Origin of the sequence: Candidatus Thioglobus sp. (assembly GCA_028228555.1) — a bacterium.
Classification (GTDB): Bacteria; Pseudomonadota; Gammaproteobacteria; order PS1; family Pseudothioglobaceae; genus Thioglobus_A.
Window position 1 is genome coordinate 168530 of record JAOJBP010000001.1, and the last position, 20495, is coordinate 189024.

The 20495-nt window shown below is 40.0% G+C and carries 22 protein-coding genes; 12 read left to right on the forward strand and 10 right to left on the reverse strand.

Annotation, left to right across the window (positions count from 1 at the left end):
• Positions 1 to 11 precede the first annotated feature (11 nt).
• Positions 12 to 2426: a heavy metal translocating P-type ATPase gene (locus N9Y32_00915; GenBank protein ID MDB2589576.1), complete on the reverse strand. Its 2415-nt coding sequence runs from the start codon at positions 2424 to 2426 to the stop codon at positions 12 to 14.
• Positions 2427 to 2497: 71 nt separating this feature from the next.
• Here N9Y32_00915 and N9Y32_00920 point away from each other — a divergent pair, with 71 nt between their 5' ends.
• The 4 genes from N9Y32_00920 (at position 2498) to N9Y32_00935 (ending at position 7170) form a co-directional block, all read left to right on the forward strand.
• Positions 2498 to 3157: a hypothetical protein gene (locus N9Y32_00920; protein MDB2589577.1), complete on the forward strand. Its 660-nt coding sequence runs from the start codon at positions 2498 to 2500 to the stop codon at positions 3155 to 3157.
• The gene (gene glmU / locus N9Y32_00925) at positions 3158 to 4516 is read left to right on the forward strand and encodes a bifunctional UDP-N-acetylglucosamine diphosphorylase/glucosamine-1-phosphate N-acetyltransferase GlmU (protein ID MDB2589578.1); all 1359 of its coding nucleotides are present in this window, start codon (positions 3158 to 3160) and stop codon (positions 4514 to 4516) included.
• Entirely contained in the window at positions 4517 to 5686 is a 1170-nt protein-coding gene (locus N9Y32_00930) for an MFS transporter (protein MDB2589579.1), read from the forward strand.
• Positions 5687 to 5802: 116 nt separating this feature from the next.
• On the forward strand, positions 5803 to 7170 hold the full coding sequence (locus tag N9Y32_00935; GenBank protein ID MDB2589580.1) for an L-serine ammonia-lyase: 1368 nt from the start codon (positions 5803 to 5805) through the stop codon (positions 7168 to 7170).
• A gap of 43 nt (positions 7171 to 7213) precedes the next feature.
• On the opposite strand, the gene trpB is transcribed toward N9Y32_00935, so the two are convergent.
• The 7 genes from trpB to dprA all read right to left on the reverse strand — a co-directional run bounded on the left by trpB (position 7214) and on the right by dprA (position 13976).
• On the reverse strand, positions 7214 to 8419 hold the full coding sequence (gene trpB, locus N9Y32_00940; GenBank protein MDB2589581.1) for a tryptophan synthase subunit beta: 1206 nt from the start codon (positions 8417 to 8419) through the stop codon (positions 7214 to 7216).
• Positions 8416 to 9024: a phosphoribosylanthranilate isomerase gene (locus tag N9Y32_00945; GenBank protein MDB2589582.1), complete on the reverse strand. Its 609-nt coding sequence runs from the start codon at positions 9022 to 9024 to the stop codon at positions 8416 to 8418. The genes trpB and N9Y32_00945 overlap by 4 nt, the downstream gene beginning before the upstream one ends.
• Positions 9024 to 9731: a hypothetical protein gene (locus tag N9Y32_00950; protein ID MDB2589583.1), complete on the reverse strand. Its 708-nt coding sequence runs from the start codon at positions 9729 to 9731 to the stop codon at positions 9024 to 9026. Before N9Y32_00950 ends, N9Y32_00945 begins: the two co-directional genes overlap by 1 nt.
• The gene (locus tag N9Y32_00955; GenBank protein ID MDB2589584.1) at positions 9731 to 9913 is read right to left on the reverse strand and encodes a sulfur relay protein DsrC; all 183 of its coding nucleotides are present in this window, start codon (positions 9911 to 9913) and stop codon (positions 9731 to 9733) included. Before N9Y32_00955 ends, N9Y32_00950 begins: the two co-directional genes overlap by 1 nt.
• Positions 9914 to 10000: 87 nt before the next feature.
• Positions 10001 to 12385 carry a type I DNA topoisomerase gene (topA, locus tag N9Y32_00960; protein ID MDB2589585.1) on the reverse strand — a complete coding sequence of 795 codons (2385 nt, stop codon included), beginning with the start codon at positions 12383 to 12385 and terminating at the stop codon, positions 10001 to 10003.
• On the reverse strand, positions 12385 to 12876 hold the full coding sequence (locus tag N9Y32_00965; protein ID MDB2589586.1) for a DUF494 domain-containing protein: 492 nt from the start codon (positions 12874 to 12876) through the stop codon (positions 12385 to 12387). The genes topA and N9Y32_00965 overlap by 1 nt, the downstream gene beginning before the upstream one ends.
• A 14-nt stretch (positions 12877 to 12890) precedes the next feature.
• Complete coding sequence (dprA, locus tag N9Y32_00970; protein MDB2589587.1) at positions 12891 to 13976, reverse strand: DNA-processing protein DprA; 1086 nt, start codon at positions 13974 to 13976, stop codon at positions 12891 to 12893.
• 134 nt (positions 13977 to 14110) lie between these two features.
• Here dprA and rpmH point away from each other — a divergent pair, with 134 nt between their 5' ends.
• From rpmH to N9Y32_01010, 8 genes are read left to right on the forward strand one after another with little or no spacing between them, the layout of a single operon-like run.
• A complete protein-coding gene (gene rpmH, locus N9Y32_00975) occupies positions 14111 to 14251 on the forward strand; it encodes a 50S ribosomal protein L34 (GenBank protein ID MDB2589588.1) in 141 nt (46 codons plus the stop codon).
• A gap of 12 nt (positions 14252 to 14263) precedes the next feature.
• Positions 14264 to 14605, forward strand: a complete 342-nt coding sequence (gene rnpA, locus N9Y32_00980) for a ribonuclease P protein component (GenBank protein MDB2589589.1) — start codon at positions 14264 to 14266, stop codon at positions 14603 to 14605.
• The gene (gene yidD, locus N9Y32_00985) at positions 14605 to 14820 is read left to right on the forward strand and encodes a membrane protein insertion efficiency factor YidD (GenBank protein MDB2589590.1); all 216 of its coding nucleotides are present in this window, start codon (positions 14605 to 14607) and stop codon (positions 14818 to 14820) included. Before rnpA ends, yidD begins: the two co-directional genes overlap by 1 nt.
• A 26-nt stretch (positions 14821 to 14846) precedes the next feature.
• Complete coding sequence (gene yidC, locus N9Y32_00990; protein ID MDB2589591.1) at positions 14847 to 16463, forward strand: membrane protein insertase YidC; 1617 nt, start codon at positions 14847 to 14849, stop codon at positions 16461 to 16463.
• Positions 16456 to 17328 carry a TauD/TfdA family dioxygenase gene (locus N9Y32_00995; GenBank protein MDB2589592.1) on the forward strand — a complete coding sequence of 291 codons (873 nt, stop codon included), beginning with the start codon at positions 16456 to 16458 and terminating at the stop codon, positions 17326 to 17328. The genes yidC and N9Y32_00995 overlap by 8 nt, the downstream gene beginning before the upstream one ends.
• Positions 17325 to 17843, forward strand: a complete 519-nt coding sequence (gene ampD, locus N9Y32_01000; protein ID MDB2589593.1) for a 1,6-anhydro-N-acetylmuramyl-L-alanine amidase AmpD — start codon at positions 17325 to 17327, stop codon at positions 17841 to 17843. The genes N9Y32_00995 and ampD overlap by 4 nt, the downstream gene beginning before the upstream one ends.
• Positions 17840 to 18373: a 3-deoxy-manno-octulosonate-8-phosphatase KdsC gene (gene kdsC, locus N9Y32_01005; protein MDB2589594.1), complete on the forward strand. Its 534-nt coding sequence runs from the start codon at positions 17840 to 17842 to the stop codon at positions 18371 to 18373. The genes ampD and kdsC overlap by 4 nt, the downstream gene beginning before the upstream one ends.
• Positions 18370 to 18669: an MGMT family protein gene (locus N9Y32_01010; GenBank protein ID MDB2589595.1), complete on the forward strand. Its 300-nt coding sequence runs from the start codon at positions 18370 to 18372 to the stop codon at positions 18667 to 18669. The genes kdsC and N9Y32_01010 overlap by 4 nt, the downstream gene beginning before the upstream one ends.
• On the opposite strand, the gene N9Y32_01015 is transcribed toward N9Y32_01010, so the two are convergent.
• Together N9Y32_01015 and atpD are read right to left on the reverse strand one after the other, a co-directional pair.
• On the reverse strand, positions 18666 to 19082 hold the full coding sequence (locus tag N9Y32_01015; protein ID MDB2589596.1) for a F0F1 ATP synthase subunit epsilon: 417 nt from the start codon (positions 19080 to 19082) through the stop codon (positions 18666 to 18668). The two genes, N9Y32_01010 and N9Y32_01015, sit on opposite strands and share 4 nt — an antisense overlap.
• Positions 19083 to 20462: a F0F1 ATP synthase subunit beta gene (gene atpD / locus N9Y32_01020; GenBank protein ID MDB2589597.1), complete on the reverse strand. Its 1380-nt coding sequence runs from the start codon at positions 20460 to 20462 to the stop codon at positions 19083 to 19085.
• Between the last annotated feature and the right edge of the window lie 33 nt (positions 20463 to 20495).

A 20495-nucleotide genomic window follows, 5' to 3' on the forward strand; every position in this document is an offset into this window, starting at 1 on the left:
ATCAGTTTGTTTTATTTATTTCGAAGTCGGGCTGCATTGCCAATGACGATGAGTGAACTAATCGGCATTACAATAGCGGCAAACAGCGGTGTAACCTTTGCCATCATTGCTAATGGCACCATCAGGGTATTGTATAACAATGCAAAAGTAATGTTTTGTTTGATGGTTTGACTGGTGCGTTTAGACAAATTAATCATGGCTAAAATTGGTGATAATGTCGATTTTAACAATACGACATCGGCATGATTAACGGACACATCGCTACCAGAACCAATCGCCATGCTAGTATCAGCCTGTACCAATGCCGGCGCATCATTTACCCCATCACCAATCATAAGTACACAATGATGGTGTTGCAATTGCTTAATATAATTCGCCTTATCCTCTGGCAACGCTTGGGCGACTACATGCTCAATTCCTAAATAATTGGCAACTTTTTGAGTCACTACTTGGCTATCACCACTCAAAATACTAACTTGTTTGCCTAGATTAAGCAATTGAGCGATTGTGTCCTTTGCATCTTTTTTTATTTGGTCAGATAAAGCAACAAACCCTAGGACCTTATCTTGGCTTGAACACCAAATGCAGCTTGAACCCTCTAACTCTATTTGTTGAGATTCTTTAAGCATGTCAGCATCCACTCGATGATCAATATCTATAAATGACAACCTGCCCACTTTAATTATTATTTGATCAATAGTTGCACTAACACCTTGGCCTGGTGTAGCTTTAAAGCCTGTAACGCTGAGTAGTTCATCATGATTTTCATTCACAATAGCTTGTGCCAGCGGATGCTCTGAATACTTTTCAATACTCGCCATTAGCTGTATCAAAGCTATTTTTTCATGCTGATCTTGAGAAGAAGTGCTTACGATCTTTTCAACCTTAAACTCGCCCGAAGTTAGTGTGCCGGTTTTATCAAATACCACCCAGTCAACTTTATTTAACACTTCCAGTATATCGCTATTTTTAATGAGCATTTTTTCTTTAATAGCGGCGCTGCTTGCTGCCGCAATACTCATTGGTGTAGCTAGTCCAAATGCACAAGGACAGGTAATAATAAGTACACTAGTGGCACTTAATAAGGCTAAATCAAAATCTTGCGGATACCAGTAAACAAAAGTAGCGAGAGCGAGAAATATTGTCACACCAACAAAATATGGGATGATTCTATCAATACTACAAACCACAGAGTTTTTGCTATGCTGGGTGTTTTCAACCAGACTGACGATTTTGCCCAAAACTGATTGCTTGAGCGTTTTAGTAACTGAAATATCCATCGCTCCCTGGCCATTAACTGAGCCGGCAAAAACCTCATCACCTGGTTTTTTTATCACTAGCCTAGACTCACCACTTAGTAAGGATTCATCTGCATCACTCTCGCCCGAAAGTACGTATCCATCTACTGGAATTCGCTCACCCGGTCTAATCAACACTTGATCATTAATATTAATCGCGCCTACTGGGGTGATGATTTCAGCCTTATCTTTAATCACTAAAGCTACTTTGGGTTGCAACTGCTGTAAAGAGCTAGAGGCTGAAATAGAACCTTTTTTGGCCGAGCCTTCTAAATAGCGTCCGATTAAAATAACAAAAATAAAATTCACCACCGTATCAAAGTACACCTCACCTTTAACAGAGTAGCCGAGCAGAACATAAACAGAATAAAAATAGGTAGTGAGGGCGCCAATACTAATCGGTACATCCATGTTTATTAAGCCATTTCTAAGGCCACTATAAGCACTTTTCAGAAATCCAAAACCAGAATAAAACAAGGTAGGTGTTGCCAAAGCAAATCCTAGCCACTGGAAATATTGATAATACTTACCATCACTAGCACCGGTATACATAGCGATTGAAATCCACAATAAGTTCATCATTGTAAAAGCAGCAAATCCCATCTTATAAAGCATGGCCTTATTAGCCTTATTAGCAATTTTCTCGGCTATATTTTGCTCATAGGGCATGGCGCTATAGCCCAAATCTGCCAAACGTTGCATGATTTTAGACAGCTGTATTTTGCTTTCATTCCAGCTTAGGCGAATGCGTTTATTGGTTAAATTTGCACGAACCCAATTCACCCCTTCTAATGATCCAATTGCTCTTTCTATTAGCCATACGCAAGCAGCGCAATGAATCGTATCGCTAATGAGGGTGATAATCTTTTCATCCTCAGGTGCTGACTCTAAAAAAGGCTGTTGGAATACCTGTGCATCATAAAACTCAAGTGGGTACTCGAGTACCACTGCTGGAAGCACCGAGCTAGTTTGTTGCTCATAAAATGCACCAAGCCCACTTTGATGAATCGTTTGGCAAACACTTGCACACCCAACACAACAAAAATCCTGGGGTGTCTTATCAATATTTGACTGAATGCGATTACGACTGGTAACTTCTAATCCGCAGTGAAAACAAGAGTTGCTCATAGAGACTAATTTTATTGTATTTAAAGGCTTATGCGTTTACAATATGAGCCAAATTAAAACGATTTTTCCTTATGAAGCGCATTCTACTATTAATTTTGTTACCTCTGCTCAGTACACCTAGTTTTGCCGGCGAACAAATTCAACTATATAAGCAATATGTCGTTGGTATGCCCAAGGTTTTTTTACAAAAGGCTCACGCCTTAGAAGACTGCTCTGCCAGATATGAACAAGGTACTTTATGCTTAAAAAATCATTCTTTGGCAGGAGAAGAGGCTGAGTTGGCATTTCGTTTTCTTAATGATCGCTTAGTTTCTACGGTATTAATGCTGCCTCTGAGCGATGTTAGTAAAGTTAAAAAAATGTTTCATGTGCTAAAGACACAGTTTGACCTGGTTTTAATTGAAGATGGTAAGGAAAAATTCGACATATTAGAGGTAAGTGCCAATACTTTTAATAAAGATGAATTTACCAAAATGATCGCAGATTTTGAGAATGAAGCTTATCAAAACTATAATATTAAATATACCTTCATTAGCAAAGAAGAGTTTTCAGCTCAATCTAGAAAATCTCATAATTTTTCTGATATTTTTAAAAATGCCCCTATCCAGATGCGTGCCGCCACTTATAGTGTCGGACGTAAAGATGGACAAGTAGTTGCTATCATCAGTTTTATTGTTCCGGGTATTACCGAAAGCTACCTCGACCAAAACCCTATTGTTGAAGACTTTTAAATGAACAACATTCACACTATTATTCTTGCAGCGGGTAAAGGCACGCGCATGAACTCATCAAAGCCTAAAGTCTTGCAAACACTTTCAGACAAAACGCTGTTAGATCATGTCCTTGAACAAGCTAAATTGATCAGTCAACAAGTTCATGTGGTTTATGGTTTTGGTGGCGATCAAGTTAAACAGGTCATTAATGACGACACGATTAATTGGGTTGAACAAACAGAGCAACTAGGCACTGGCCATGCAGTACAACAAGCAACACCGCATATTGAGGATGATTCAATATCGCTGATTCTTTATGGCGATGTGCCTCTTATTCAGCGCGCAACACTAGATCGGTTGATCAACGCCTCTAAAGTATCAGACATTGCCCTTTTATCAGTTGTCTTAAAAGATCCTATGGGTTATGGGCGCATTATTCGCAATAATAACGCCATTCGGGCCATTGTTGAGCAAAAAGATGCAAGCGATGAACAGCTTAAAATTTGTGAAGTCAATACTGGCATCATGGCTGTGCAAACCAAATTACTCAAGAAGTACCTAGCTGGCCTTAATACCAACAATGCCCAAGGCGAATTGTATCTAACCGATATTATTGAATCAGCCGCGAGCGATCAAAAAACCATTGCCTCTGTTGTTACTGCAGATGAATTCGAGGTAGCGGGTGTTAATGATAAAACTCAACTAGCGCAACTAGAACGCATCTTTCAACATCGCAAAGCCACTCAATATATGCAACTCGGTTTAAGTTTAAAAGATCCATCACGCTTTGATTGTCGGGGTGACTTAAGCTTTGGAACAGATTGCGAAATTGATTTCAACACCCTAATTGAAGGAGTAGTAGTACTAGGAAACAATACAACAATTGCACCAAATTGTTGTATAAAAAACTCAAAAATCGGCGATAACGTTTCTATCTTGGCAAACTCTGTTATTGAGGATGCTGTGATCGGTAATGGCGCTTTAATTGGTCCGTTTGCCAGAGTTCGCCCTCAAACTAATATTGGTGAAAATGCCAAAATTGGTAATTTCGTAGAAGTTAAAAAATCTACTGTTGGCAAGGGTGCAAAAATTTCACATCTTAGCTATGTTGGTGACGCCACTCTAGGTGCTGATGTTAATATTGGCGCAGGTGTAATTACTTGCAATTATGATGGTGTTAATAAGCATCAGACAATTATTCATGATGGTGCATTTATTGGCTCAGACTCACAACTCGTAGCCCCTGTTATCATTGGTAAAAATGCTACAATTGGTGCAGGATCTACCATCACTAAAACTTCACCAGAAGATCAGCTAACACTCAGCCGATCTAAGCAAGTCACGATGAAGAGCTGGCAAAAGCCTATTAAAAAATAGGTGTACCACTTACCAAGAAACGTCTGGCTTCTTTCAGCTGGCCTAGCATTGTTCATGTCACTCAGCGTATTTGTGATTTTCTTAGGCGGTATTATTGGTCAGAATTTAGCGCCAATGGATAGCTTATCAACTCTGCCTGTTGCCTTATTAGTTGTTGGCACAGCCAGCTGTATTATTCCGATTAATCGTATTATGTCAATCTTTGGCAGGCGAAAAACCTTTCTGGCTGTTTGCATCTATACGTTATTAATTATTACACTGGCCATCGTTGCTCTAAATATTCAGTCCTTTTATCTTTTCTGTACTGCTGCTTTTTTATTTGGCATCACCACCGCCACTATGAATCAATTTAGATTTGCGGCCATTGAGAGTGTTGATAAAAATTTAAGCGCCACCGCCACATCAGCAGTACTAATTGGTGGACTAATCTCTGCCTACTTAGGTCCCGAGATTGCGACCTTAGGACAAGATTTATTTGAAATTCAGTTTGTCGGCTCTTTCGCTTTACTCAGCCTATGCTTTGTCTTAGCTTTTGTTTTGCTTTGGTTTTATCAATCTGTTCATTCAACTTCAGCAGACACTTCTTCGTCAGGTAGAAGTTTGCGCGATATTATTAAGCAGCATGTCTTCATCATCGCAATTTCAAGCGCAGCTATTGGCTATGTGGTGATGAGCTTTATCATGACAGCGACTCCTATGAGCATGCATGTTATTGATGGATTTTCTCTGGAAAATACCAAGTTTGTGATTCAATCTCACGTGGTCGCTATGTTCTTACCATCTCTTTTTACCCCTTGGATTGTGAAGCTAATGGGCTTAAGCAAAATGATGATTATTGGCCTTTTGCTGTATTTTATCTGTATCGCTATCGCCCTGTCTGGTCATGCTTTAGATAACTATTGGTTTGCGCTTATTTTGCTAGGATTAGGGTGGAACTTCTTATTCATTGGTGGTACCAGTTTATTGCCCCAATCCTACGATCAGTCTGAAAAATACAAGGCCCAGTCTGTTAATGATTTTGCAATCTTTGGCCTTCAAGCTGTTGCTGCACTCTCTTCTGGCTGGTTTGTGTTTAACTACGGCTGGGAAACGGTATTACTCTCTGTTTTGCCACTATTACTTATTCAGCTTACGCTATTGCTCTGGTGGCTAAAAAAGGAAAAACATTAAGTAATTTTTTAGACCCTCCAAGTTCCTTATTTTGAACGTTTAAATAAAATTTTATTAGAATAAATATAGTAGTATCATTTTACTATGATGACTAATAATATCAACAAATCGTATTTATGTTTATCAGCGTTTTAGAATTATTTAAAGTAGGCATTGGACCATCAAGCTCTCACACAATGGGGCCAATGATAGCGGCACATAGTTTCGCTGATCTTATGCGTAAACAATCTGTTCAGAAAAATACTCATGTTCGTTGCATACTTAAAAATTCATTGGCTTATACAGGCATTGGCCATTCAACTGATTTGGCTATTATTTTGGGACTACATGGCTACTTGCCAGAGGATTTAGCTCAGTCAGATGTAGATAGTCTTGCCGATCAATTACGACGTAAAAAAGCCATTTCATTAGGGCAAGATTGCAGTGTTAAGTTTGACACTGAGAAAGCCATTATCTTTGATACAAAGCACTCGCTATCACAGCACCCCAATGGCATGGTTTTTGAATGGCTAGATGCATCCGAGCAACTTATCTTATCAGAGACTTATTTCTCTATTGGTGGAGGATTCATTACAACTCTAGAGAATATCCACCAAATAAAGGCTCCTATACTGAGTCAGTCTAAAGCACAATTTCCCTATTCGTTTGACTCTGCTAACGCCATGTTATCAATGTCTAAAGAAAGTGGGCTATCGATTGCACAAATGAAGTATGCCAATGAAGCTCAAAACCTTTCTAAAGAATCTTTAGAAAAAGGCTTGGATATAATTTGGCAATCAATGGAGGTTTGTATTGAAAAAGGCTTGTTAGGTGAGGGAATATTACCCGGCGGTTTAGACACACCCAGACGAGCCAAAAATCTACATCAACAACTACAGAATGATCCAGACAACGCTGACGTGAATGACTGGTTATGCGCTTATGCAATGGCAGTTAATGAAGAAAATGCTTCGGGGCATATGGTTGTTACAGCGCCTACTAATGGCGCTGCTGGAATCATTCCGGCAATTTTATATCACTTGGTACATCATCAAAAAATTACCCAACAACAAATATACGATTTTTTATTAACGGCAGCAGCCATTGGCGGTTTAATCAAACATCGCAGTTCTATTTCTGGCGCTGAAGTTGGTTGCCAAGGTGAGGTTGGCTCTGCAGCATCTATGGCGGCGGCAGGAATATGTGCTGCGAAAGGCGGTACTAGTGAACAAACTGAAAATGCAGCAGAAATCGCACTAGAGCATCATCTAGGTCTAACATGTGATCCAGTTAAAGGCTTGGTGCAAGTTCCATGTATCGAGCGCAATGGGTTTGGTGCGATTAGTGCTTATCTCGCAGCCTCTTTGTCACTCAAAGAACATGGAGAGCATTTAATCTCTTTGGATCGTTGCATTGAAACCATGAGAAAAACTGGGCTTGATATGTCTAGTAAATACAAAGAAACCTCGCTTGGTGGGCTTGCCCTAAGCATGACCGAGTGCTAATTAAATAGCATTTACCGCCTAAAAATTTGGTAAAAAATACCCTTTAAAATTGAATACCTTCGATTTCAGCAATTGTATGAATATCTTTATCGCCACGGCCCGAGAGGTTGACGATAATATGCTTATCTTGTGTTAATTTTTGAGAAAGCTTAATTGCATAAGCTACTGCATGAGAAGACTCCAGTGCGGGCAAGATGCCTTCTACTTTGGTAAGTGTGTGAAAAGCGTCCAGCGCTTCTTCGTCAGTAATAGCTACATATTTTGCTCGACCTGAATCTTTTAAGTAAGCATGTTCTGGGCCAACTCCTGGATAGTCTAACCCAGCTGAAATTGAATGACCCTCAATAATTTGGCCATTTTCATCTTCCATAAGATAGGTGCGATTGCCATGAAGCACACCAACACTGCCAGCACATAAAGGTGCTGCATGTGCACTAGGGCCTTTTTCTAAGCCGTGTCCAGCTGCCTCAACTCCGATAATGTCAACGGATGAATCGTCAATAAATTCATGAAAAAGTCCAATAGCATTTGAGCCGCCGCCCACACACGCCACCAATGCATCTGGCAAACCGCCCACTTGATCGGCAAACTGTTTTTTAGCTTCTTTACCGATAACACTTTGAAAATCACGCACCATCATTGGATAAGGATGAGGTCCGGCGACGGTTCCGATGATGTAAAAAGTATCATCAATATTGGTTACCCAATCACGCATGGCTTCATTAAGTGCATCTTTTAAAGTTTTTGAGCCGGAAGATACAGGCACAACTGATGCCCCGAGTAGCTTCATACGAAAAACATTTAAGGCTTGGCGAGCCACATCGACCTCACCCATATAAACCACACACTCTAGCCCTAAACGAGCAGCAACGGTTGCGGTTGCAACACCATGTTGGCCTGCACCAGTTTCAGCAATGATTCGAGTTTTGCCAAGGCGTTTTGCCAATAAAACCTGACCAATGGTGTTGTTTATTTTGTGTGCACCAGTATGATTTAAATCTTCGCGCTTTAAGTGTATTTGGGCGCCGCCCAGTTTTTTGCTTAAATTTTTTGCATGATAAAGCGGCGTAGAGCGACCTACATAGTGCTTAAGATCGTGTTCAAATTCTGCTAAAAACTCTGGGTCGTCTTTATATTTTTCGTAAGCTTCTTTTAGTTCAGTAACAGCGGCTACTAAAGTTTCTGGCATGAATGCACCACCAAATTGATCGAAATGACCGCTATCATTTGGTAAGTTGTAGTGACTCATAAGTTTGCTTGCTGAATAAACTGTTGAATTTTTTGAATGTCTTTAATACCCTTAGAGCTTTCTACACCGCTTGACACGTCAACTGCATAGGGGTTAACTTGCTGAATCGCTTTGCCCACAGTTTCAGGGTTAAGCCCACCGGCTAAAATAATAGGTAGACCAAGTTCAACCTTGGCCAATGACCAATCAAAACTCTCTCCAGTGCCACCATAAGTTGTAGAGTTATAAGCGTCCAGCAATAAACCATTAGCTTGATAGAAGTCTTGCGCTAGTTGAGGGATGTTTGTTTGCTCGTTAACACGCAAAGCCTTCATAAAAGGTAGGCCATATTGCTGACATTCTTGAGGAGTTTCATCGCCATGGAATTGTAAAGTGTCAAGTGGCACCTCGCAAAGCACTTCGTCAATAAAATAAGAATCTGCGTTAACAAATAAACCCACACGATTAACAAAAGGTGGCAAGGCTTGAACAATCTCTAAGGCACGCTCAATCTCTACATAACGTGGAGATTTGTCATAAAAAACTAATCCTACTGCATCAATACCAAGCAAGGATGCATCATGTGCATTTTGAGCTTGAGTAAATCCGCAAATCTTAATTTTCACTACTTACCTTCAGCATCAAGCTTAGCTATGATAGCTTCTCGATCAACCCACCAATTGTCTCCAACTAGCTGCTCAACTGCACTAGAAAGTTTTGGTAAAAATACCTCTGGCTTATCTAGTTGCAGAGTTCTACGCCACAAGTCAAAGGTTGACTGATCAGCCACATGAGAGTGCTCATCTGCAACTGATGCAATCATTTGAGAGGCAAAAAAGGTTAGATCATCATCTGCACCGCGTCGAATAGAGACGATGTAGTGTGCTACTGCTGCCGCATAAGCTTTAGTATCTGCACCTTTAGGTGACTCTTCCACCAGGTGTTGCAACATCGCCACTGTGATTTCTGGATCAATCGGGAAAGTAACCCCCAGCCACAAGGCATGTCCGAGTGCTTTTAAAGCATCAGGACCTTCAGATAAAAACATCGCGTCACAAGCCTCTGTTGCTAGCTCCCAAAGTTCATTTTCTTTAGCCAGATCAAAAGCTAACATTGCCACATCCCAAGCGTCTGAGCCTTTATAGCGCTCAACCTGAATACGTGCAATTTCAAGCAGTGTATTAATGCGATCTTCAACTGGCGTTTCAAGAGTTTGCTCAGAGCGTTGCGTTTCAAAAAACTCTAGGCGTGCAACTAATTGCTCTTCATTTGCATACAAATCTTCACCATCTTCTGCGTCAAAAATTTGCTCTTTGTTTAGATATTTTCCCATTAGTAAAATGCCGCCTCTAGACGGTCCTCCCAGTTTTCTGGTGTATCTTGATAGTCAGGCTTGACGTCCATTCGAAAGAAACGCTCATCAGATGCATCTGAAATAGCCTTAAGTACAACAACCAATTCTTCAAAATCATCAATTTGGGGATTGCCAATCATTATTTCGCTAATTAGTAACATAACAACTTATATTTAATAATAAATGCTCTGCATTTTACACGGCAAAAGTGGAAAAAGGCTGTGTGATAATAAGACTATGGCGCTTTCTTACTTTTTCTTAGCGGGTTTTTTGGTAGCTTTACTGGCTGCTTTTTTTACTGGAGCTTTCTTGGGCGCTGCCTTTTTACGTGCTTTTGTTTTTGGCTTAAGCTTCCCAGAAATAGCTTTCTTGCACTCTTCCAGTGTCAAATCAATCGGCTCTTTATCACCAAATACTTTCTTGATAGTGATGTTCTTCTGGCCTTTTCCTCGTTTTTTTCCATTCCAAACATAAGGACCAAAACGGCCATTTAAGACTTGAATTTCAGAATCATCGAATTTCTTAATAACGCGCTCTGCATCGTATTTTTCTTTGGCTGCGATTAGCTCTAGCGCTGTTTCCAAATCAACATCTTCTGGAATATGTTCTTTAAGAGAGACGTATTTTTTGCCGTATTGGATGTAAGGACCAAAGCGGCCATAGTTAGCTTTGATAATGCCAAATTCTTCTGTTTCACCTACCGTTCTAGGCATATTAAATAGCTCTAACGCTTCATCCAATGTGATGGTTTCAATGTCAAGTGTGCCTCTTAATGCCGCAAAAGTAGGCTTGTCTTCGTCATCTTTATGGCCAATTTGTGCAAATGCACCATATCGTCCAAATCGAACACTGACTGGTTTGCCTGATTTAGGGTCTTCGCCCAGTTCTCGCATACCATGCGTCTCTTCTCTAGAGATGTCTGCTGCTGCTTCAATTTGTGCATGAAACGGGTCATAGAAGTTTTTGACAACTTGTTTCCAAGGGGTGTTTTGGGTTGCTACTGTATCAAAGTCACTCTCTAGTTTGGCTGTAAATTCGTAATCGATAATGTTGCTGAAATTTTTCACTAAGAAATCATTTAACAAATATGCAACATTAGTAGGGAAGAGTTTATTTTTTTCAGCGCCTGTTATTTCACCAGCTCTTGATTCAACTACAGCATTGTCCTGAATTTCAATTAGGTCGTACTCACGCTCATAACCCTCTCGAGTCTCCTTAGTCACATAATTACGATCTTGAACAGTAGAAACCATGGTGGCAAAAGTAGATGGCCTACCGATACCCATTTCTTCAACTTTTTTAACCAGCGAAGCTTCTGTATAACGAGGCTTGGCACGAGAGAAGCTTTCTCTTGCAGAGAAACTAGCCAGTGTCAGAGAATCACCTTTGCTTAAATCAGGTAGTAACTTATCATCAGCTGAAAGATAATCGTAAACTTTTAAGAAACCTGGAAAAGTTAAAATCTCACCATTTGCTAAGAACTTCTCATCTGCATTTGATACAGTTACTTTAATTTGTGTTTTTTGTAATTGAGCGTCGCTCATTTGCGACGCTAATGTGCGCTTATAGATCAGGCTATAAAGCTTGGCTGTTTGCTCATCTACGCCATAAATACTTGGCTTGGTTAGGTCTGTTGGGCGGATTGCTTCATGCGCCTCTTGTGCGCCAGAGTCTTTAGTTTTAAAGCGCCTAACATTATGATATTCAGCACCAAATTCTTGTTCAATAACTTTTCCAGCTGCTTCAATTGCAGTTTCTGATAAATTAAACGAGTCTGTTCTCATGTAAGTGATCGAGCCTTCACGATATAGATTCTGGGCAATAGTCATGGTTTGTTTAACCGAAAACCCCAGTTTTTGAGAAGCCTCTTGTTGTAATGTGGAAGTAATAAATGGCGCTTTTGGCGAACGCTTTGAAGGTTTTTTCTCAATAGAGGCAACTGTTAAATCTGCTGATAAAAGTTTAGTTGTGAACGCTAGCGCATCCTCTTTAGAGTCAAAATCTTTATTCAGCTTAACATCTGCTACTTCACCACTGTCATTGACCAATTCAGCCTTTACTTTGTAAGTAGATATAGGGGTATGCTTCGTAATTTCTCTTTCTCTTTCAACCACAAGACGCATAACTGGAGATTGCACACGCCCAGCTGAACGCGCCCCAGAGATTTTGCGCCAAAGTACTGGCGAAATTTCAAAACCTACTAATCGATCAATAATGCGACGCGCTTGTTGCGCATCCACCAAGTGATAATCTACTATTCTTGGCGTGGTAATAGCACTAGTAATAGCCCCTTTAGTAATTTCATGAAATACGATTCTCGCTGTATCTCTTGGTAGTTTTAGGGTTTCTAATAGGTGCCAAGCAATAGCCTCACCTTCACGATCCTCATCCGTCGCGAGGTATACTTTTTCTGCAGACTTAACCGCTTTACGTAATTCGGCAACAACTTTCTTTTTATCTGCAGTTACTTCATAGGTAGGCTCAAAGTTATTCTCGATATCGATACCCATATTCTTTTTTGGCATATCGCGAATATGGCCAATACTCGACTTAACGACATAATCTTTACCCAAGAATTTTTCAATGGTTTTTGCTTTGGCGGGGGACTCAACAATAACTAAATTTTTAGCCATTATTGAAGAGTTCGGTTTTCATCAAGAAAAACAATAGACTCAAGCCATTGTGCGGATATTTCTCCATCTGTACTATTACCCAGAACCATCATGACCACCCATTTAAGGTCTTCGAGATCAATCCCTGTATCGCCAAGTGACATCACTTGTTCAATAATCATTTCACGCTGATTAGCATCAAGCTGACCAACGTTCTCCATAAATAGTAAAAATCCACGCGCCTTCGAATCCAGCTTTGATTGCTCTGCTTCTGTATAAATTCGCATACTGGTCTGATTAATCAGATCAAATGGCTTGATTTTTCCGTCTTGCAAGGTGGCGATGTTCTCTAACCAGCTTAGTGCTTTATCAATGCCTGCGACATCAAAACCAGCTTCTGACAAGTGTGCTTTTAGCTCACTATCGTTAATTTCATGCGCATTGTCCTGTTCCGCCTCTTCGAAAAGATAGTCGAACATGTAAGTAAGAACGTCGAGAATATTATGTGTCATATCATAAATTTTATTTAAATTAATACGTAGCCTTGTGCATTTGTCTTTTCCACCTTGCTATCCAGCTCCAATAAGAGCAACTCCTTTGAAACTATCTGTGGGCTGAGTTTGGTTTTTTCAACCAACTGGTCAACACTCATAGGTTCATAGCTCAGACATTTTAATACCTTAGACTCTGTTTTGTCCATCTCTTTTATAGAATGGGTGTTTTTCTGTTGCAGTATATCATTCAATACACCTTTGGGAAGCTCTTGAGCAATATCATTAACACTACCAACCAATTTAGCTCCCTGGTTTATCAGATAGTGACAGCCCTGGGCCAAAGGATTGTGAATTGAGCTCGGAATAGCAAACACTTCTTTGCCCTGTTCCGCAGCTAGTTTAGCGGTAATCATGGTGCCACTTTTTATGCTCGCCTCAACCACTAGTGTGCCATAGCTCAAACCGCTGATGATCCGATTACGCCTAGGGAAATTACTTGCTATAGGCGCTGTACCAATAGAAAATTCAGAAACCAGCGCGCCTTGCATCGAAATCTGATGTGCCAAGGACTTATGCTTTGCAGGATAAATTATATCCAGTCCAGTGCCGCAGACAGCGATGGTTTTCGCGCCCTGCTCTAACGCACCAATATGCGCTTGCGCATCAATACCGCTAGCCATGCCTGAGGTAATGACCAAGCCCAGCTTAGCTAACTCGGCTGAAAATTGCTGTGCATTTTGTTTTCCGCCAGTTGTTGGATTTCGACTTCCAACAATGGCTAATTGTGGATCTTTTAGGCAATCGATATCACCTCTGACATAAAGTATAGGCGGCGGGTCAGAAATAGTTTTTAGCTGAGGCGGGTAACGCTCGTCAATTAGCGTTAAAATGTAACAATCATCTGCTTGCATCCAATCAAGATCTGGCTGAACAAGGCTGGCATCAGTAGACTCAAGATAATCTAGTGTTTGTTTTTTAAATAAGCCTGTGTTTATCCTGTCAATACGACTGGCAAGAAAAACTTGCTGTGGCGATTCAAAGTGTTTTAATGCTTTATAAAATGTTTTAATGCCCAAATGAGGTGCTTTTAAAAGCATTAACCAGAAAACCAAATCCATTAGTAGCCCTACCTAAAGTCTTAAATAGGGTTCATTGTAGCACCTTATAAGTATAGAAGCTATATTCGTCACAGTTAATGCAAAACAGATTAATTTATGGTAAAATTGCAAGATTTTATTGAACAAACTCCATTATGAAGCAAAAGAGAACCTTTCAACCTAGTGTTATCAAGCGTAAGCGTAAGCACGGTTTCAGATCAAGAATGAGCACTAAAGCAGGTCGTGCGATTGTCAATGCACGTAGAAGAAAAGGACGTAAGCGCTTAACAGCTTAATCCTTATTTCAGATGTCTTTTAGATTAACCCGCCAATCTAAAGTATTAAAACCTAGTGAATATAAATCCATTTTTAATGATGGAAAAATGACTAGGGGAAAATATTGGCAGGTTATGTCCATTAAGACTGAAGATTCTCGAGCTAAACTCGGTCTTGCAATTTCTAAAAAAGTACATCGTCTAGCGGTTGATCGTAATCGCTTTAAGCGTTTAGCGCGTGAAACCTTTAGACAAAACCGAGCTCAGCTAGATAATTGGGAGTTCGTGGTTATGGCTAAACACTCTAAGCCCGCTAAAAACGACCTTATAGTTCAGGATTTATTAAATTTATTTAATAAAGTGGTGGCCAAGTAATGCGCTATCTATTATTAATACCGATTAAATTCTATCAACTATTTATCAGCCCCTTGCTTGGCTCTAATTGCCGATTTCAGCCTACATGCTCAGAATATGCTTATGATTCTGTCAAGGAACATGGACTAATCAAAGGCTTTATACTGAGCGCAAAACGCATAGGAAAGTGTCATCCATGGCATGATGGTGGCTTTGATCCTGTGCCAAAAAAATAACTTAAATTTAACTAAAACTAACCTCGATGAATAACCAAAAACTTTTCTTAATTATCGCAATATTTCTTAGCATATTTCTACTTAGTGAGCAATGGGATAGACAGCATGCTGTTGACATCAATGGTAATTTACTCTATCAGCCAAAAACTGAGCGCATAATAAGCTCACCAGCTAAAAATGATGCAAACATGCCTAGTGCAATTGTTACAAATCCAATGCTTGATGTTCCGGCAACAAAGATAACTAATAGCGGTCAATTTGTCACTGTAAGTACGGATCTTCTGACAGTAAACATAAGCAACAAAGGTGGCACGATTACCAATGCATGGCTAAATGATTATCCAATTGAGTTAGGCTCTGAATCAAACTTTCAGCTTTTAAGTGATAAACCTAATGAGCTGTTCCAAGCCCAAAGTGGACTACTACCAAGCGAGCAAATGCCAACACACCATTCAATGTTTAGCTCAACTCAAACAAATTACCAGATGCAGGGAGATAGCCTAGTAGTACCATTGGTATGGAAGGGTGATAATGGTGTTGTGGTTACCAAAAACTATCACTTTACTAGGGGCAGCTATCTCGTTGATATAGATTACCAAGTTAGCAATAACTCAAATAACAATATCGCCATTACTAGTTATACACAACTAGTTCGTAACGCCTTAGATGAATCTAACATGATGATGCCAACCTATACAGGTGGCGCCAAGTACGATGATCAAGAAGTCTATGAGAAAATAGAATTTGACGAATTCAACGAACAGCCGGAAACAACTTCTAAAGGCGGTTGGTCAGCCATGATTCAGCACTATTTCTTTGTTGCTATGATCCCAGAATCTGAATCAACACACAATTATTCTTCCAAGGTTAACGACGGAAAGTATTTGCTAACTGTGGTTAACCCCGCTCAAGATGTCGCTTCTGGGTCTTCAGCCAAACTTGGAAAAAATGCTTTATATATTGGCCCTAAAGAGCAGATTCATATTGGAAACTTAGCACCTGGACTTGACAAGACAGTTGATTACGGCATTTTATTTATTATTGCCAAACCACTATCAGAAGTGCTAAATTGGATCTATGCGTATGTGGGCTCATGGGGATATGCCATTCTTATCCTGACCCTTTTAATCAAGCTTGTGTTCTATAAGCTTAGTGAAAAATCATACCGCTCTATGGCAGGTATGCGAAAGCTCTCTCCAAGATTAACAAAACTTAAAGAAACCTATGGCGATGATAAAGAAAAAATGGGTAAAAAGACCATGGAGCTATATCGTAAAGAAAAAATAAATCCAGCAGCTGGTTGTCTGCCAATATTAGTTCAAATTCCAGTATTTATCTCGCTGTACTGGGTACTATTAGAAATGGTTGAGCTTCGCCAAACCCCTTTTTGGTATTTACTAGATTTGGCCGCTCCAGATCCGTTTTACATTTTACCTCTAATCATGGGCGTCTCTATGTTTGTCCAGCAAAAGCTTAACCCGCCGCCACCTGACCCAATGCAAGCCAAGATTATGATGGCCTTACCTTTTATCTTTACCGTTTTCTTCTTATGGTTCCCATCAGGTTTGGTACTTTACTGGGTAGCTAACAACATCTTGTCAATTGCACAGCAGTGGTTTATCAACAAGCGCATTAATGGCTAATGTAGTCACCTCATCAGACGACTACCAATTTTGGCGAGATGAAAAACTAGCTAGTGTTCAGACCGATATTGAACACTGTTTAATAGAGGTTAAAAAGCCCTCTCAGCTGTCAAAATCTGAAAAAAATAAGATTGCTGACTTGTGTCATGTTAATAACTTTGCGTTATTTTCTACCCCCGCTCAACAGGACTATGAGTCTAGCGTTGTTAGCTTTAATCAGCAATTTGGCTTGAAAACATTCGATCAGCATTTATATGTTAAAGGTCAAGGCTTGGCTCACATTACTCAGAGTGATCAACAGGATCAGGCTGAATTTATTCCTTATACAGATCGCGCTATTGGCTGGCATACAGATGGCTACTATAATGCCCCTGAAGACAGAATTAGAGCGTTTTCTTTATTTTGTGTAAACCCAGCTCAACAAGGTGGGGAGAATCAGTGGATTGATCCACAAATGGCTTACTTGCTTTTGAGAGAGAAAAACCCAGATGTTGCTAAAGCGCTAACCCATGCTCAGGCCATGAGCATACCAGCTCACAAAGTAGATGGTCAAGTCCGTCGCAAGACTTCTGTTGGTCCTATTTTTTTCATGGATGAAATGACGAGCCAGCTGTACATGCGCTACACCCAGAGAAAGAAAAATATTGACTTTTATGATTCTGATGAAATCAAGCAGGCTGTTGAAATTCTTGACCAACTTTTAGCAAGCAATACGCAATATCATTTTACTCATACCATGTCAGCAAATCAGGGGCTCCTATGCAACAATGTCTTACATAAGCGCTCTACCTTTATAGACCAGCATGGCTCTCCCAGGCTAATGCTTAGAGGACGTTATTTTAATCGAGTTCGAGCAGAGTTATGATTACAAATCATCGATTGGATATAGCAAAAAAAATTCCCTCTGAGAATTATAATCAGAGGCCAGACAAAACTGAAATCACCCTAGTTGTTATCCATAATATTTCACTACCTCCTGGTGAATTTGGAAATACTTATATTGAAGATTTCTTTACTAATAAGCTGCAGACTAATAAACACAATTATTTCAAAACACTTGAGGGCGTTAAAGTTTCAGCGCACTTACTCATTAAGCGAGATGGCGCTATTGTGCAATTTGTAGATTTTAATCAGCGCGCCTGGCATGCTGGTCAATCGAGTTATAACCAGGTTGAGGACTGCAACAATTATTCAATTGGCATAGAATTAGAAGGCGCTGATGATGTCGCCTATGAAACGCCGCAATATACATCATTAAATCAAGTATTATCAATATTAAAATCTCACTATCCTATCACTGATATCAGAGGGCATAATGAAATTTCACCAGGTCGTAAGACGGACCCTGGCTCTGCATTTGAATGGAGTAAACTAACATGAAGTTATTAAACAAAGCCTACCTTAGAGCTAAAAATATCAAACTTATTGTTTTTGATGTCGATGGTGTTCTAACCGATGGTGGATTGTATTTTTCAGACGAGGGTATTGAGCTAAAGCGCTTTAACTCGTTAGATGGGCTGGGCATCAAGCTCCTAAAACAGAACGGCGTTGAGCCGGCGGTTATTAGCGCTAGAGATACGCCTAATGTAGCCCATAGAATGAAGAATTTAGGCATTGAACATTTCTATCAAGGTCAAAATGATAAGTTAATCGCATTTAATGAGCTACTTGTAAAACTTTCTTTAAATTCAGATCAAGTGGCCTATGTAGGTGACGATGTCATTGACCTTCCTGTCATGCGTAATGTCGGCCTTCCTATTGCGGTTGCAAATGCCCACGAACTAGTTAAAGACAACGCTTGCTTGATTACTGATAAAAAAGGTGGCCATGGTGCGGTTAGAGAGGCCTGTGACTTTATACTAAAAGCTCAGAATAACTATGATTCAGCCATGAGTGTTTATTTGGTATGACCGAGTTTCAGAAGCTCTGCTATGACACGCTAAAACACCATGTTCCTGCAGGTTCGGTTATTACATATGGTAATTTAGCAATACTAATGGGACATCCTAACGCCTATAGAGCCGTTGGCTCAGCTATGAATAAAAATCCATATGCACCTGAGGTGCCTTGCCATCGTGTCATTAAGTCTAATGGTGAGTTGGGTGATTATGCTTTTGGATCAGCTTTAAAACAAAAACGCCTTCAAGAAGAAGGCGTTATGGTAGTTAACAACAAAGTTGTTAATTTCAAGGATTTTTGTCTTTAAATCTTATTGCCTCTCATCTTAGAAATCATCTGTAACTGAACCATTGATTCAGCTAAAGCTGCTTGTGTCGAGGAAATATCATGAGTACTATCAGCATCTAACATAGCTTCTTCAGCTCTTTTCTTTGCTTCTAATGCTTTAGACTCATCTAAATCATGTGCTCGTATAGCTGTATCTGAAAAAATGGTAACAATATTCGGCTGTATTTCAACTATACCACCTGATACATAAATAGATTCAATACCACTTTCAGTTTCAACACGAACTTCACCAGGTTTTAACGTTGATAACAAAGCCAAATGTTGAGGGTAGATACCTAACTCACCATTACTACCAGGAGCAAACACACACTTTGCTTCTCCTGAATAAAGCGACTCAGTAGCACTGACAATATCAACATGAATCATTGACATTTAAGCGTTCTCCGCAATTCTTGAGCGCACCTCTTCGACTGAGCCAGTCATATAAAATGCTTGCTCAGGAAGGTCGTCTAGTTCACCATTTAAGATAGCCTTAAATCCTGAAATCGTATCCTTAAGAGAAACATACTTACCTGGTGATCCTGTAAATACTTCAGCAACAAAGAATGGCTGAGATAAGAAACGCTGAACTTTTCTAGCACGTGTAACAGCTTGTTTATCTTCTTCAGACAATTCATCCATACCTAGGATTGCAATAATATCTTTTAATTCTTTATAACGCTGTAATATTCCTTGAACACCACGAGCAACTGCATAATGCTCTTCTCCAACAATTAATGGATCTAGTTGACGTGAAGTAGAATCAAGCGGATCTACTGCAGGGTAAATACCTAATTCGGCCACTTGACGTGATAATACAACTGTCGCATCTAAGTGAGCAAATGTTGTTGCTGGAGAAGGATCAGTTAAGTCATCCGCTGGGACATATACCGCTTGAATTGAGGTAATTGAGCCTTTCTTAGTAGAAGTAATGCGCTCTTGTAATGCACCCATCTCTGAGGCTAACGTTGGCTGATAACCTACCGCTGATGGCATACGACCTAATAGAGCTGATACTTCTGTACCTGCTAATGTATAACGGTAAATGTTATCAATAAATAATAATACATCACGGCCTTCATCACGGAAATATTCGGCCATTGTTAAACCAGTTAACGCAACACGTAGTCTATTTCCTGGAGGCTCGTTCATTTGACCGTAGACTAAAGATACTTTATCAAGTACATTTGATTCTTTCATTTCATGATAGAAGTCATTACCTTCACGAGTACGCTCACCAACACCAGCAAATACAGAATAACCTGAGTGCTCGATCGCAATGTTACGAATAAGTTCCATCATATTAACGGTTTTACCAACACCAGCACCACCAAACAAGCCAACTTTACCACCCTTGGCAAATGGGCAAACTAAGTCAATTACTTTAATACCAGTTTCTAATAATTCTGCAGCAGGCGCTAGCTCGTCATAAGCAGGAGCTGGTCGGTGAATAGCCCAATTTTCCTCTTCACCAATATCACCAGCATTATCAATAGGCTCGCCTAATACGTTCATAATACGGCCTAATGTCTTAGTGCCCACTGGAACTTGAATAGGGGCGCCTGTATTAGTTACTTCAATGCTTCGCTTTAAGCCTTCCGAGCCGCCCATTGCAATCGCGCGAACTTTATTGTCGCCTAATTGTTGCTGGACCTCTAATGTTAGGCCTGTTTCTGTAACGATTAAGGCATCATAAATATTCGGAATACTGTCTGCCGGGAATTCGACGTCAATAACCGCACCAATGATTTGTATAATTTTTCCGCTGCTCATTTTGATTTTCCTTTTTTAAACTCTATTTTTGAA

Excerpts from the sequence above, each read along its gene's own strand:
- N9Y32_00920 (MDB2589577.1), top strand. The coding sequence starts at position 2,498 with ATGAAGCGCATTCTACTATTAATTTTGTTACCTCTGCTCAGTACACCT.
- yidC (MDB2589591.1), top strand. The coding sequence starts at position 14,847 with ATGAATAACCAAAAACTTTTCTTAATTATCGCAATATTTCTTAGCATA.
- glmU (MDB2589578.1), top strand. The coding sequence starts at position 3,158 with ATGAACAACATTCACACTATTATTCTTGCAGCGGGTAAAGGCACGCGC.
- yidD (MDB2589590.1), top strand. The coding sequence starts at position 14,605 with ATGCGCTATCTATTATTAATACCGATTAAATTCTATCAACTATTTATC.
- N9Y32_00995 (MDB2589592.1), top strand. The coding sequence starts at position 16,456 with ATGGCTAATGTAGTCACCTCATCAGACGACTACCAATTTTGGCGAGAT.
- N9Y32_01010 (MDB2589595.1), top strand. The coding sequence starts at position 18,370 with ATGACCGAGTTTCAGAAGCTCTGCTATGACACGCTAAAACACCATGTT.
- ampD (MDB2589593.1), top strand. The coding sequence starts at position 17,325 with ATGATTACAAATCATCGATTGGATATAGCAAAAAAAATTCCCTCTGAG.
- N9Y32_00950 (MDB2589583.1), bottom strand. The coding sequence starts at position 9,731 with ATGGGAAAATATCTAAACAAAGAGCAAATTTTTGACGCAGAAGATGGT.
- rnpA (MDB2589589.1), top strand. The coding sequence starts at position 14,264 with ATGTCTTTTAGATTAACCCGCCAATCTAAAGTATTAAAACCTAGTGAA.
- N9Y32_00935 (MDB2589580.1), top strand. The coding sequence starts at position 5,803 with ATGTTTATCAGCGTTTTAGAATTATTTAAAGTAGGCATTGGACCATCA.
- dprA (MDB2589587.1), bottom strand. The coding sequence starts at position 13,976 with ATGGATTTGGTTTTCTGGTTAATGCTTTTAAAAGCACCTCATTTGGGC.
- kdsC (MDB2589594.1), top strand. The coding sequence starts at position 17,840 with ATGAAGTTATTAAACAAAGCCTACCTTAGAGCTAAAAATATCAAACTT.
- N9Y32_00915 (MDB2589576.1), bottom strand. The coding sequence starts at position 2,426 with ATGAGCAACTCTTGTTTTCACTGCGGATTAGAAGTTACCAGTCGTAAT.
- N9Y32_00955 (MDB2589584.1), bottom strand. The coding sequence starts at position 9,913 with ATGTTACTAATTAGCGAAATAATGATTGGCAATCCCCAAATTGATGAT.
- rpmH (MDB2589588.1), top strand. The coding sequence starts at position 14,111 with ATGAAGCAAAAGAGAACCTTTCAACCTAGTGTTATCAAGCGTAAGCGT.
- N9Y32_01015 (MDB2589596.1), bottom strand. The coding sequence starts at position 19,082 with ATGTCAATGATTCATGTTGATATTGTCAGTGCTACTGAGTCGCTTTAT.
- trpB (MDB2589581.1), bottom strand. The coding sequence starts at position 8,419 with ATGAGTCACTACAACTTACCAAATGATAGCGGTCATTTCGATCAATTT.
- N9Y32_00965 (MDB2589586.1), bottom strand. The coding sequence starts at position 12,876 with ATGACACATAATATTCTCGACGTTCTTACTTACATGTTCGACTATCTT.
- topA (MDB2589585.1), bottom strand. The coding sequence starts at position 12,385 with ATGGCTAAAAATTTAGTTATTGTTGAGTCCCCCGCCAAAGCAAAAACC.
- atpD (MDB2589597.1), bottom strand. The coding sequence starts at position 20,462 with ATGAGCAGCGGAAAAATTATACAAATCATTGGTGCGGTTATTGACGTC.